The following is a 12,164-nucleotide window of genomic DNA, read 5'->3' on the forward strand; positions in this document are numbered from 1 at the left end:
CAAATAAATTTTTAAAAAATGAGCTTTTTTCAAGAGTTTAAAAATTTCGCCATAAAAGGAAACATGATCGATATGGCGGTGGGTATTGTTATTGGTACCGCTTTCAATAATGTTATCAGTACACTGGTCAAAAAAATTGTAATGCCCCCGCTTTCGTTACTTACCGACGGTGTAAACCTTTCAAACAAAAAATATATTCTTCGAACTGCCACAGATTCTGCGGATGAAGTTGCGGTTGGTTATGGTGAATTAATGGAAGTTTTGATTGATTTCTTCATAATCGCTTTCACCATTTTTATGGTAATAAAATTCATTAACAGATTTAAGAAAAAGTCTGAAGACCCTCACGATAAAACAGTAGAAACGCCAAAGAACATTCAGTTGCTCTCCAATATAGAAAAATTGATGGAAGAACAAAATGCGCTTATGAAGAGTAAAAAAAGTTAGGGTTTAACCTTTTTGGCCGTTGCTTTGCTGGTTTTGACCTTTCCTACTTGACTAAACTCGAAAGTATAAGTATCATTTTTAGTTGTAAGAATCTTAATGAGAATAGCATTTTTTTCAGCCTGATTTTTTGGGTTTAATTTTTCCAAAACATATTCGCAATCATTAATCCATCGTATTGAAGAAGTATCGCTTTTGCCATCAAAGTAGTCAACTTCGATAGAATCGTTGCGTATAATGGTCGTTTTGAAGACTTCTGTGCCCGAAAGAGCCTCAAATTCAAAGGTTCCGGTTCTAAAATCGGCGCAATTACGCTCGCTTTCATAACAACTGCTCAAAACAAGAAGGCTCAATAAAAGTAAATAAAAACGCATTTTAAATTTTTATGCGAATTTCCGAAAAATAACCGAAACCGTTCAATTTTGGTAAACATTAAAGCTGCTGTCTTGGTAAAAAATGACAATCTTTTCAATTTCTTTTCCGTTTTTATTCATTTGAATAACTTTCTCCTGCTCAGAATTATTTTTCTGTCTTTCGGAATTTGTAGTTTCTGAAAAAAGATCAGGTGAATTTACTTCACTATTAGGAAATTCTTGCTTCGTTGGAACTTCAACAGGTTTCGATTCCGAAATAATAGGGAAGGAGCCCTTTCCAAAAAGCAGCCAATTTAATTCTACTTCAGGAAATTTCTGAAGCAATTTCAACACAAATTCTAAGCTTGGTTTATTTCTTCCGGATAATAAATGTGAAATAGTTGATCTGTTAAAATCTATTTTTTCGGCAAAAGCAGTAGCCGTAATACCGTAGTAATCTAATATTTTTTCAAGCCTCTTTACAAAATCCGCACTGTTTACCATTGTAACTTTATTAGTTATTGTATAACGGTTACAAATGTAAATTATTTTAGATTATCATAGATGAAATACAATATTTATTTGATTTTTAATTGCTTTATAGCTTTATGTAAAACTATTTATATATCTAATTATTAATTATTTAATATGTGATTATCTAAATTGATAACATTTGTTAATATCGCAGGGATCAAAACTTTCAATTCTGTTTACCATTGTAATCAACTTAATGAGATTTCGGTGTTTACAATTGTAAACTAAGCATTGTTTAACTTTGTAAACTTCAAATTTAAATATGAAAATAGACAGTTGGTATCAAGACCATTTTGAATTTAGATTGAGTGGTAGATACATCACCATGCAGCACATTTATCCATTGTTAGATATGTATAAATTGAATTATGAAATTTCCGTTCCTGGTCTTTCAGAAAATGGTTTAGACATTCCATTAATTAAAATTGGCAGCGGTTCTGAAATCATTCTGGGTTGGTCCCAAATGCACGGAAATGAATCTACAACTACCAAAGCGCTTTTTGATTTTTTAAAGTTTGTTAGTCAGAAGCAACATTTTCAGAAAGAAATTGACCGATTTCTTAATAAATACACCTTTTATGTGTTTCCGATTCTTAATCCAGATGGCGCAAAGCTTTATACACGCGAAAATGCAAACGAGATAGATTTGAATCGCGATGCGAAAAATTTATCTCAAAAGGAAAGCCAATGCCTTCGGAATGCTTTTGAAACACTTAAACCTTCACTCTGCCTCAATCTGCACGACCAACGCTCTATTTACGGTTTTAAGGACGGTAAGCCGGCAACTGTTTCTTTTCTGGCACCAGCGGCGGATAAAGAACGGACTGTGACAGATTCCCGAAAGATTGCAATGAAACACATTGTGAAAATGAATGCTACTCTTCAAAAGTTTATTCCAGAAGAGGTGGGAAGATATGATGATAGTTTCAATGATGCCTGTGTTGGCGATACTTTTCAGAAATCTGGTGTTTCAACTATATTGTTTGAAGCGGGTCATTTTAAGCAAGATTATCAACGCGAAAAAACCCGCGAGTTTATTTTCTATTCCTTACTTTCTTTGTTTGATATTATTGATGAAAATGAGGCCTCAATTAATTATGAGGAGTATTTCGATATTCCCGAAAACCTGAAGAATTACAATGATTTTATCCTTAGAAATGTAAAATTACAGAATCATGAAAAATTGGTTTCTATTGCAATTCAATATGAAGAAGTTTTGAAAAATGATAGAATTGATTTTGAAGCCATAATACAAGAAATTGGAGATTTAAAAGATAGCTTCGGACACTTAGAGAAAAATATTAAGGGAACTGAAATTTTAACAAATTCGCAAGATAATTTAACAGTTGGCGCAAATATTTCAGAAATTATTGATAAATCGAACAATTCGATACTATATTTTCAATAATTTAGTTCTTTAATAAATTAGAACTTTATAAATTTGCAAAAAAAAGATAATTATGCCGAAATTTAAATTAGACGACACAGATCATAAAATTCTCGATTTATTAATCGACAACACACGAATTCCATTTACTGATATTGCGAAACAGTTGGAGATTTCTGCGGGTACAGTTCACGTTCGCGTTAAAAAGATGGAAGAGGCCGGTATCATTACTGGTTCTTCACTTCAAGTTGATTATAAAAAATTGGGATATTCCTTTATCGCTTATGTGGGGATTTTCATTTTTAAAACTTCACAGACCCAATTTGTTTTGGAACGTTTAAGCCACATTCCTTTTGTGACCGTTGCACACGTAACCACTGGAAAGTTCAATATTTTTTGTAAAATTAGAGCAAGCGATACTGCTCACGCGAAGGATATTATTTATCAAATTGATGACATTGAAGGTGTTAGTCGCACCGAGACTATGATTTCTATGGAAGAAAGCATCAATGATAAAAAACGATTATTGCACTCTATTTTTAAAGAAATATAATATTTCACACAACTTTATACTAAAGCCTTTGCCTTCCAGCAAAGGTTTTTTTTATCTTTCGTAAAAAATAATATGAAATCATCAGATCTTGCACCTCTAGAGTACAACCCTTTTTACAAACGGTACATTGACTTGGTAGATAACATTGATTTGTTAGACGCTTTTAAAAATGGAATGTCAAGTACTCAATCTTTTTTTGAAAATATTCCAGAGGATAAATGGAACTTTCAATATGCTCCAAATAAGTGGACTCCTAAAGATATTTTGATGCACATCTCAGATACAGAAAGAGTTTTCGGATATAGAGCATTATATTTTGCGCGTAGCAACAACGCCGAGTTAAAGGGTTTTGATGAAAATATATTTGCTGAAAATGCCTTCGCTAATAACAAAACAGTGGATGAGCTTCTTCAAAATTATTTAGCAGTGCGAAATGCGACTTTGAGTCTTTTCAAAAATTTTAATACAAACCAATTAATGCAAATTGGTCAAGCAAACGGCAGCAATATGTCCACGCGAGCTGCAGGATTTATTATTTGTGGTCATGAAAAACATCATTGTAATATTATAACGGAACGCTATTTATGATGAAATTTTTAAAACTTTTAAAGGAAACCTATTTAAGTTGGGATAAAAACGATCCTTGGGCTAAAAGTGCCATAATTGCATATTACGCACTTTTTTCTTTGCCATCATTACTTATAATTATTGTGCATTTTGCTGGTGTATTTTTTGGAAGAGAAGCCGTACAAGGTAGAATAACTGGCGAAATAAGCGGATTGATTGGCGAAGGAAGCGCAGATTTGATTCAAGCTATGATAATCAATTCGGCGCTCTCTGAGAGCTCCGTATTATTTGTAATATTTGGTGTTGGTATTCTGATTTTCGGTGCTACAGGAGTGTTCTTTCAGCTTCAAAGGGCATTAAATAATATATGGAGCGTGCGTTCAAAGAAAAATAACATAATAGATACTTTAAAACGAAGAGCGGTTTCTTTCGGAATGGTTTTGATTATTGGACTTTTAATGCTCATCTCGCTTGTACTTAGCAGTGCAATTAATGCTTTGAGTGAGTTTTTAGGAAATTATTACAGCGAACTTTCTTCCAATTTAATTGAAGTATTCAATTTTATAATTTCTCAAATTTTTATCACGGCACTGTTTGCAGCTATTTTTACACTGCTTCCAGATGTGAAGATAAAGTGGAAAACCAACCTTATAGGAGCTTTTATGACTTCCTTGCTTTTTTTGGGAGGTAAATATTTAATTGGATTTTACTTTGCCAAATCAGATCCAGCTTCTGTTTACGGAGCGGCTGGAAGTGTAGTTTTAGTTTTGCTGTGGGTTTATTATACCTGTCTTATTTTATTCTTCGGAGCCGAATTTACTGTGAATTGGGCGCTACATAGAAATATAAAAATTGAACCAACTGACAATGCTACACTTTCCTACGAGCTTGAAATGGAAAAGCTTCGCGAATTCAAACGAAAAATTGAAGAGGATAAAAAAAAAGCTCAGACCTTAGAGAATAATTAAAATCCTTATGATTTATTAACAAAGATTAGTAAAAGATTAATATCCTAAGATTGATTAACCAGTTAACGCTTCTTATCTTTAATAAAAATAATTGTTTAATTAAAAATGAAAAAGATTATGGATATGAATAAGAGAATTGCAATTTTAGCTACAGACGGATTTGAAGAATCTGAATTAAAATCGCCTAAAGAAGCGATGGAAAAGGAAGGCTTTACCGTTGACATTATAAGTGAAAAAGAAGGAAAGATTAAGGCTTGGGCTGATGGAAATTGGGGAAAGGAATATTCTGTAACCAATACCATTGAAAACGCAAAGGTCGCAGATTATAATGCTTTGGTTTTGCCAGGAGGAGTTATAAACCCTGATAAATTGAGACGTAATAAACATGCTTTAAAGTTTGTTCAAGATTTTTTCGAACAAAAGAAACCAGTTGCGGCTATTTGCCACGGACCACAAACCCTTATTTCTGCTGGTGTTGTTAAAGGAAGAAAAATGACTTCGTTTAGTTCTATCAAAGATGATTTGATTAATGCTGGAGCAAACTGGGTAGATGAAGAGGTTGTTGTGGACGAAGGTTTTGTAACCAGTAGAAACCCCAACGATTTGCCTGCTTTCAATTCAAAATTGATTGAGGAAATTAAAGAAGGTAAGCACGATCTTCAACACGCGTAAAAGCAATCAGAAATTTTGATAATAAAAAAGAGGCCATAGGCCTCTTTTTTATTTGAAAGGAATTTTTATTCCTCTTCGTCCATTTTCTTTTTTTCTGGAATTTCGCTGATTGGCTCATTAAAGTCTGCTTCCTCATAGTCATCTTCATCAAAGTTGGCCATAGATATTTCTAAACGTGAACTCACTTTTACTAGATAAATAGTGTCGTCTGTTCTTACTTCAACCGCTTCAACGGTTTCATTTTTAGCGTTTTTGAAGGTGATAACATGGTCGTCATCATATCCATCAGGATATTTTTCAACTAATAGGGATAGTATTTCTGGGGTCAACTTTCGGTAATCTACAATAATGCGCTTCATTTAATATTCAATCTTTTGGTTTGTGGTTATAAAACTATTCAAAAATAAAATACTTAAAAATTATTTGATGAAAATTTTCAGAAATTTTTATAATACTCAAAAGCTCTGAATATCAATTTGTTACTCACTACGCAATCAGTTTTATGACGTCCAATGTCTTCCAAAAGGACAAAAAGTACCTTACCATTCCTGTTTTTTTTGTCGAATATCAGCAAGTTTATGATAGCTTCAATATCTTTTTTGCTGAAAGTCTGCTTCGGAAAATGCTTAAACATGCTTTCAGAAATGTCCTGAAGTTTGTTTTCGGGGAATCCATATAAATCCTTTGAAATATAAGTTGCCAAAATAATTCCAGCAGCAACTGATTCTCCGTGAAGAAGGGTTTTTTTATTCGGATTTTCAAGAAAATACGATTCTATAGCGTGGCCTAAAGTATGCCCGTAATTCAACGTTTTCCGCAGATTTTTTTCAAATGGGTCTTTAGCTACAATCGCTTTCTTTATTTCAATGGAATCCCAAATCAAAGTATTGAGTTCAACTTTGTTTTCACGATTAATATTTTTAATGCGTTTCCAATATGCTTCGCTCTGAATAATACCATGTTTCAGCATTTCTGCTAGGCCTGAAGTAATATGTTCTGAAGGTAAAGTTTCTAAAAAAGCGGTATCCAAAATCACCATTTCGGGAAGATTTATCACTCCAATTTGGTTTTTTATATGTCCTAAGTCTACGCCGTTTTTTCCACCAACTGAAGCATCAACCATAGCAAGTAGGGAAGTGGGAACGTTTATAAAACGCAGGCCGCGCTTAAAAGTAGAAGCAACAAATCCTCCTAAGTCAGTAACCACACCGCCGCCAAGATTTATTATCAAACTCGTTCTATCTGCTCCTTTATCTGAAAGTATTTCCCAAACTTTTAAGCAAGTGGAAATATTTTTTTCTATTTCGCCAGCAGGAATAGTGATTATTTCAGGTGATTTTTCAAAATTTATCTTCTTCAAAAAATAGGGCAGGCAGTGCTTATTGGTGTTTTCATCGGCTATAACAAATACTTTTGAAGGTGTTATTTCCGTTATTAAATTCGAAAAAAGTTCCCAAGCTTCCTCGTTGCGATAAATCTGACCTTTTTCAATTAATGCTTTTCCCATGAAATTCTTGATTTTTCTCATATATTCGAAGTTCAAATCTAACTATATTTGTACACTTTATTTTACTTTTTTATGACATCAAATTCTCTTTTCGACAATACTGAAGCTGCTTTTCAATTAAAGAGTGATTCAGAACTTGAACGCGCATACTTTCTTTTCAAAATGATTTCTATGGAACCATTGGTAAAAATTGGTTCGGCAGTAACAAAATTTGCTTTGAATATCAACCTTCCTGTAGAAGGGTTAATTCGTTCCACGGTCTTTGACCATTTTTGCGGCGGCGTGAACGAAAGTGATTGTATGACAACAGTAGATAGGCTTTTTGATGTTGGTGTTTATTCAATTTTGGATTATTCGGTTGAAGGAAAAGAGGAAGATGCACAGTTTAATGCTACTGTAAATAAGGTAATAGAACTTACCGAATTTGCCAGAAATAAGGAAGCGATGCACTTTTCCGTGTTTAAACCCACTGGTTTTGGACGGTTTAAGGTTTGGCAAAAAATTACTGAAAAGGAGCCATTATCTGATGAAGAGAAGGTGTTTTGGCAGAATATAGAAGCTCGTTATGAAAGAGTTTCAAAAACAGCCTACGACAGTGGAATAAGCCTACTTATTGACGGCGAAGAATCCTGGATGCAAGATGCTGCCGATGATTTGTGTGAAAAAATGATGGAGAAATACAACACCGAGCGCGCCATTGTTTTCAACACATTGCAGTGTTATCGTTGGGATAGACTCGATTACTTAAAAAATTTACATCAAAGGGCTAAAGCAAAGGGTTACAAACTTGGTTTTAAAATTGTTCGTGGCGCTTATATGGAAAAAGAAAATGAGCGCGCTTTAGAAAAAGGATATAAAACGCCAATTTGTGAGAGCAAGAAAGCTACAGATGACAATTTTAATGAGATAATGAAATACATCTTGGACAACCTCAATGATATTGAATTATTTATAGGAACTCATAATGAGTCTAGTACATATTTGGCGATGGATTTGATGAAGGAAAAAGGAATTGTAGAAAGTGATAGCCGCGTTTGGTTTGGGCAACTTTATGGCATGAGTGATCACATTACATTCAATCTTGGTTCAGAAGGCTATAATGTTGCAAAGTATATTCCCTTTGGACCAGTCAAAGATGTGATGCCCTATTTAATACGCCGGGCAGAAGAAAATACTTCTGTAGCTGGACAAACTAGCCGAGAACTTACTTTATTGAAAAAAGAGAAAGAGCGGAGGAAACTTTAACTAGGTTTGAGTAAAGAGTGGATGTCTTTATTACAAAATAATTAGTCAGCGATTTTTTTCTTAACTAACAGGAATTTTTATTCTGCTTTTACTTCAGCCGTGGTTACTGTAGCGGTTTCATTACAATTTACAACTCTAATCTTTAGGTTTTTCTCTAAGATTTTCCCTTCAATTACATATTGATTGCAAGAATCCATCTTTATATTACTTTCAGAGAACAATACATTTCCATCCTTTAATAAAATTGCAACAACTGATGTATCCATTTGGTTTTCGCGAAGTACCCTCATAGTTTCTTCAGAAAAAACACGTTCTTTTTTACTTATATTTTTAAGCGTTCTAGATTCTGGACCGTAGGAACAAGAAGTGTTTTTTCCGCTTAAAATAAAAAACAATAATGCTATTCCAAGTAAAAACCCACCAGAAAAATATACAAAACGGTATGCTAACTTCATTATTTGGGATTGGGTATTAGGGATTTGTTTATGAAAATAATTTAGTTTCTCCCCTTTAGGGGTCGGGGTTCAGCACAACGGTTTTCTAAAAAATCAATAAATTAATATCGCTATAAGGCATATCAAACCAGTCTGCAACTGCTTTATTGGTTAAAATTCCGCGGTAAAAATACAAACCATTTTTTAAACCGTTGTCAAAACGTATGGCATTTTCGAGTCCGCCGCTTTCCGCAATTTCTAAAACATAGGGTGTGAAGATATTACTTATTGAAATTGAGGCAGTTTTAGGATAGCGCGCGGGAATATTAGGAACTCCATAATGAATTACATCGTGTTTTATAATTGTTGGATTGTCGTGGCTAGTCATTTCGGTAGTTTCAAAACAGCCGCCCATATCTACGCACACATCTATTATTACAGCGCCTTTTTTCATATTTCGCACCATTTCTTCGGTTACTATAATTGGCGCTCTGTTTTGTCCGCGAACAGCGCCAATTGCCACATCGCAACGCAGCAATGCTTTCATCAAATTTTTAGGTTGTATCGTTGAAGTATATAGAATCCGATTCACATTGGTTTGAATGGTTCGTAACTTCGTAATAGAACTATCAAAAACTTTTACGTTTGCACCCAAACCCAGGGCAGACCGAACGGCAAATTCCCCGACGGTTCCTGCGCCAATAACGACAACTTCGATAGGAGGGACGCCACTTATGTTTCCGAAAAGAAGACCGTTTCCTTTTTTTGCATTGACCATTAATTCAGCAGCGATTAATACTGAGGCGGTTCCGGCTATTTCGCTTAAAGCTTTAACGGCGGGATAACTGTGGTCTTCGTCTTTTATAAATTCGAAAGCGAGGGCTGTAATTTTCTTTTTTGCGAGTTTATCAAAATATGATTTCTGGCGCGTTTTCAGCTGTAAAGCCGAAATGAGAACCGTTTTTGGTTTAATCATATCCAACTCTTCTAAAGTAGGAGGTTCCACTTTTAACACCATTGGACAACCAAATACTTTTTTCGTATCCTCGGTTAACTCAGCTCCAGCTTCGGAATAATCTTTGTCTGAAAACCCAGCTTCATTGCCAGCTCCCTTTTCAATTAAAACCCTGTGGCCGTTGCTCACAATAGCATTAACCGCATCTGGAGTAAGGCAAATTCGTTTCTCTTGAAAATAGGCTTCTTTAGGAATACCGATATGTAATTCGCCTTTTTGTCTGGCTATTTCAAGGGTTTCTTCTTGCGGAAGTAATTGTGCTAAAGTAAATGGGGATTTTGGTTTTGGCATATTGTAAACTTAACCGTTTCAATTTACGGAATAATTTTGATTTTCTTTCAGCAAATTTAGAATGCCAGAATTCTTATATCAATGTGAATTATTTTGTAGATGGGAATGTTTTAGATTAATTGGTGAGTTGTAATATTCTGCTTCCGTCTTTATTTTTTTTAAGTATCAATTTGGTGGTACTTTCTGGCAATAGTGCTTCAATTCTTTCAGGCCATTCTATAAAAACGTAATTTCCGCTATAAAAATAATCTTCTACACCTATGTCATAGGCTTCTTCAATGTGGTTTATTCTATAAAAATCGAAGTGAAATATAGATCCGTCAGTTCCTTCGTATTCATTTACAATAGAAAACGATGGACTTCCAGAAATTTCTTGAATTCCTAGAAGACGAACGAGTTCTGTAATGAGCGTTGTTTTGCCTACACCCATTTCTCCGTAAAGAAGAAAAATGTTTGTAGTTGCAGCCTTTAAAACTTGTTCGGCAACTTTGGAAATTTCGTTTTGGGTATAAGTTAGTTCCATGATAAAAACGGACGAATATAAATAAATTATCAATTCATCCGAAATTATCAGGCAATTCTCTTAAGCTATAAGCGAGTTATTTTGGAGTAAAAACCGAAAAAGGAATAATCATTTCTTCCAAAGAAACCCCGCCGTGCTGGTAGGTATTGCGGAAATAACTCACGTAATGATTATAATTGTTAGGATAAGCAAAGAAGTAATCATCTTTAGCAAAAATGAAGGAACTGCTCATATTTATGGTTGGCAAACCAAGTGTTTTTGGGTTCTTAGCCGCCAAAACTTCCTTGTCTTCATAAGTTAAACTCTTTCCCGTTTTATAGCGAAGATTTAGACTTGTGTTTTTATCGCCAATTACTTTTGAAGGATTTTTCACATTTATAGTTCCGTGATCCGTTGTGATAATTAATTTGAAGCCCAATCTCGCAGCTTGTTGAATAATTTCTAATAAAGGCGAATTTTTAAACCAACTCTGCGTTAAAGAACGATATGATTTATCGTTTGAAGCCAATTCCTTAATAACCTCCATTTCAGTTTTGGAGTGCGAAAGCATATCAACAAAATTATAAACAACCACCGTTAGGTCTTCATCCTTGTGGCTTCTGAAGTTTTCAACAAGTTTTTTTCCCTGCTTTAAACTTGTAATTTTATGATAGCTCCAGTTTAGTTTTAAACCTAATCTTTTCAGTTGAGCCTGAAGAAACTCTTCCTCTTTCATATTTTTTCCACCATCCTCAGTATCATTTAACCAAAGATCTGGATGTAATTTTTCCATGTCGCTTGGCATAAGTCCAGAGAAAATAGCATTTCTCGCGTATTGAGTCGCCGTTGGGAGGATACTACAGAAAAGTTCTTCGGAAGTTTTTTTATAAATATTTGCCACAGTTGGCTCAAAGGCTTTCCACTGGTCAAAACGAAGATTATCAACAACAACAAGCAGAGTAGGAGTGCCTTGCTCTATTTGAGGTTGAATTTTTTCTTTAAAAAGTGTGTGAGACATTGTGGGGGCTTCATTAGGATCTTCAAACCAATCTGCGTAATTTTTATCTATAAACTTACAGAACTGACTGTTAGCCTCTGTTTTTTGCGATTCTAGAATTTCAAACATTCCGGAATCTTCGATGTTTTCTAGCTCCAATTCCCAATAGACCAATTTTGAATAAAGGTCTTTCCATTCCTCAAAACTATTCACCATAGAAAGATCCATTGCAATCTTTCTAAATTCTTGCTGATAATTTGAAGTGGTTTTTTCTGAAACCAATCTACTGTGATCTAGATTTTTCTTTAAACTAAGTAGAATTTGGTGCGGATTTACAGGTTTTATAAGGTAATCTGCAATTTTGGAACCTATGGCTTCTTCCATAATATATTCTTCTTCGCTTTTTGTAATCATCACGACGGGAATTGCGGCTTGTAGTTCCTTAATTTCTGCAAGAGTTTCAAGCCCTGTAAGGCCTGGCATATTTTCATCTAGAAAAACAATGTCGAAATTTTCTTTCTTTATTTCTTCTAATGCTTCAGTCCCACTTTGAGCGGTGGTAACTTTGTAATTTTTCTTTTCAAGAAATATAATGTGTGGTTTTAATAAATCTATTTCATCATCTACCCATAGTACTTTTATGTCGCTCATATATGTATATTTGTCTTTAAACTCCGAAGCTTTTGCGTTGGAGT

At 34.3% G+C, this 12,164-nt stretch carries 15 protein-coding genes; 7 read left to right on the top strand and 8 right to left on the bottom strand.

What is annotated here, in order from left to right:
• The first annotated feature begins 18 nt into the window (after positions 1–18).
• Entirely contained in the window at positions 19–447 is a 429-nt protein-coding gene (mscL, locus tag AEQSU_RS13015; protein WP_014783334.1) for a large-conductance mechanosensitive channel protein MscL, read from the top strand.
• On the opposite strand, the gene AEQSU_RS13020 is transcribed toward mscL, so the two are convergent.
• Positions 444–818 (bottom strand): hypothetical protein, encoded by a 375-nt coding sequence (locus AEQSU_RS13020; protein ID WP_014783335.1) that lies wholly within the window; start codon positions 816–818, stop codon positions 444–446. The genes mscL and AEQSU_RS13020 overlap by 4 nt on opposite strands.
• A 42-nt stretch (positions 819–860) precedes the next feature.
• Entirely contained in the window at positions 861–1,301 is a 441-nt protein-coding gene (locus AEQSU_RS13025; protein ID WP_014783336.1) for a helix-turn-helix domain-containing protein, read from the bottom strand.
• Positions 1,302–1,593: 292 nt separating this feature from the next.
• Here AEQSU_RS13025 and AEQSU_RS13030 point away from each other — a divergent pair, with 292 nt between their 5' ends.
• The 5 genes from AEQSU_RS13030 (at position 1,594) to AEQSU_RS13050 (ending at position 5,478) form a co-directional block, all read left to right on the top strand.
• Positions 1,594–2,739 (top strand): M14 family zinc carboxypeptidase, encoded by a 1,146-nt coding sequence (locus tag AEQSU_RS13030; RefSeq protein WP_014783337.1) that lies wholly within the window; start codon positions 1,594–1,596, stop codon positions 2,737–2,739.
• A 52-nt stretch (positions 2,740–2,791) separates the two neighbouring features.
• Positions 2,792–3,271, top strand: a complete 480-nt coding sequence (locus AEQSU_RS13035; RefSeq protein WP_014783338.1) for an Lrp/AsnC family transcriptional regulator — start codon at positions 2,792–2,794, stop codon at positions 3,269–3,271.
• 72 nt (positions 3,272–3,343) lie between these two features.
• The gene (locus AEQSU_RS13040) at positions 3,344–3,859 is read left to right on the top strand and encodes a DinB family protein (protein WP_014783339.1); all 516 of its coding nucleotides are present in this window, start codon (positions 3,344–3,346) and stop codon (positions 3,857–3,859) included.
• Positions 3,856–4,806, top strand: coding sequence for a YihY/virulence factor BrkB family protein (locus tag AEQSU_RS13045; RefSeq protein ID WP_014783340.1), 951 nt, complete (start codon positions 3,856–3,858; stop codon positions 4,804–4,806). The genes AEQSU_RS13040 and AEQSU_RS13045 overlap by 4 nt, the downstream gene beginning before the upstream one ends.
• A gap of 123 nt (positions 4,807–4,929) precedes the next feature.
• On the top strand, positions 4,930–5,478 hold the full coding sequence (locus AEQSU_RS13050; RefSeq protein WP_014783341.1) for a type 1 glutamine amidotransferase domain-containing protein: 549 nt from the start codon (positions 4,930–4,932) through the stop codon (positions 5,476–5,478).
• 65 nt (positions 5,479–5,543) lie between these two features.
• Here the strand turns inward: AEQSU_RS13050 and AEQSU_RS13055 are convergent, their stop codons facing one another.
• Positions 5,544–5,837, bottom strand: a complete 294-nt coding sequence (locus AEQSU_RS13055) for a hypothetical protein (RefSeq protein ID WP_014783342.1) — start codon at positions 5,835–5,837, stop codon at positions 5,544–5,546.
• Positions 5,838–5,914: 77 nt separating this feature from the next.
• Entirely contained in the window at positions 5,915–6,985 is a 1,071-nt protein-coding gene (gene aroB / locus AEQSU_RS13060) for a 3-dehydroquinate synthase (protein WP_014783343.1), read from the bottom strand.
• 72 nt (positions 6,986–7,057) lie between these two features.
• Between aroB and AEQSU_RS13065 the strand changes: the two genes are divergently transcribed.
• Positions 7,058–8,230 (top strand): proline dehydrogenase family protein, encoded by a 1,173-nt coding sequence (locus AEQSU_RS13065; RefSeq protein WP_014783344.1) that lies wholly within the window; start codon positions 7,058–7,060, stop codon positions 8,228–8,230.
• A gap of 77 nt (positions 8,231–8,307) precedes the next feature.
• On the opposite strand, the gene AEQSU_RS13070 is transcribed toward AEQSU_RS13065, so the two are convergent.
• From AEQSU_RS13070 to porX, 4 genes are all read right to left on the bottom strand, one after another.
• Positions 8,308–8,685 carry a hypothetical protein gene (locus tag AEQSU_RS13070; protein WP_014783345.1) on the bottom strand — a complete coding sequence of 126 codons (378 nt, stop codon included), beginning with the start codon at positions 8,683–8,685 and terminating at the stop codon, positions 8,308–8,310.
• 85 nt (positions 8,686–8,770) lie between these two features.
• Positions 8,771–9,970, bottom strand: coding sequence for an alanine dehydrogenase (locus AEQSU_RS13075; RefSeq protein ID WP_014783346.1), 1,200 nt, complete (start codon positions 9,968–9,970; stop codon positions 8,771–8,773).
• Positions 9,971–10,085: 115 nt separating this feature from the next.
• Positions 10,086–10,493: a tRNA (adenosine(37)-N6)-threonylcarbamoyltransferase complex ATPase subunit type 1 TsaE gene (gene tsaE, locus AEQSU_RS13080; protein ID WP_014783347.1), complete on the bottom strand. Its 408-nt coding sequence runs from the start codon at positions 10,491–10,493 to the stop codon at positions 10,086–10,088.
• Between the two features lie 76 nt (positions 10,494–10,569).
• Positions 10,570–12,120, bottom strand: a complete 1,551-nt coding sequence (gene porX, locus AEQSU_RS13085; protein WP_014783348.1) for a T9SS response regulator signal transducer PorX — start codon at positions 12,118–12,120, stop codon at positions 10,570–10,572.
• Positions 12,121–12,164 lie beyond the last annotated feature (44 nt).

This window comes from Aequorivita sublithincola DSM 14238 (genome assembly GCF_000265385.1).
Taxonomy (GTDB): Bacteria; Bacteroidota; Bacteroidia; order Flavobacteriales; family Flavobacteriaceae; genus Aequorivita; species Aequorivita sublithincola.

Excerpts from the sequence above, each read along its gene's own strand:
- AEQSU_RS13065 (WP_014783344.1), top strand. The coding sequence starts at position 7,058 with ATGACATCAAATTCTCTTTTCGACAATACTGAAGCTGCTTTTCAATTA.
- AEQSU_RS13045 (WP_014783340.1), top strand. The coding sequence starts at position 3,856 with ATGATGAAATTTTTAAAACTTTTAAAGGAAACCTATTTAAGTTGGGAT.
- aroB (WP_014783343.1), bottom strand. The coding sequence starts at position 6,985 with ATGGGAAAAGCATTAATTGAAAAAGGTCAGATTTATCGCAACGAGGAA.
- mscL (WP_014783334.1), top strand. The coding sequence starts at position 19 with ATGAGCTTTTTTCAAGAGTTTAAAAATTTCGCCATAAAAGGAAACATG.
- AEQSU_RS13050 (WP_014783341.1), top strand. The coding sequence starts at position 4,930 with ATGAATAAGAGAATTGCAATTTTAGCTACAGACGGATTTGAAGAATCT.
- tsaE (WP_014783347.1), bottom strand. The coding sequence starts at position 10,493 with ATGGAACTAACTTATACCCAAAACGAAATTTCCAAAGTTGCCGAACAA.
- AEQSU_RS13025 (WP_014783336.1), bottom strand. The coding sequence starts at position 1,301 with ATGGTAAACAGTGCGGATTTTGTAAAGAGGCTTGAAAAAATATTAGAT.
- AEQSU_RS13020 (WP_014783335.1), bottom strand. The coding sequence starts at position 818 with ATGCGTTTTTATTTACTTTTATTGAGCCTTCTTGTTTTGAGCAGTTGT.
- AEQSU_RS13035 (WP_014783338.1), top strand. The coding sequence starts at position 2,792 with ATGCCGAAATTTAAATTAGACGACACAGATCATAAAATTCTCGATTTA.
- AEQSU_RS13075 (WP_014783346.1), bottom strand. The coding sequence starts at position 9,970 with ATGCCAAAACCAAAATCCCCATTTACTTTAGCACAATTACTTCCGCAA.
- AEQSU_RS13040 (WP_014783339.1), top strand. The coding sequence starts at position 3,344 with ATGAAATCATCAGATCTTGCACCTCTAGAGTACAACCCTTTTTACAAA.
- AEQSU_RS13070 (WP_014783345.1), bottom strand. The coding sequence starts at position 8,685 with ATGAAGTTAGCATACCGTTTTGTATATTTTTCTGGTGGGTTTTTACTT.
- AEQSU_RS13055 (WP_014783342.1), bottom strand. The coding sequence starts at position 5,837 with ATGAAGCGCATTATTGTAGATTACCGAAAGTTGACCCCAGAAATACTA.
- AEQSU_RS13030 (WP_014783337.1), top strand. The coding sequence starts at position 1,594 with ATGAAAATAGACAGTTGGTATCAAGACCATTTTGAATTTAGATTGAGT.
- porX (WP_014783348.1), bottom strand. The coding sequence starts at position 12,120 with ATGAGCGACATAAAAGTACTATGGGTAGATGATGAAATAGATTTATTA.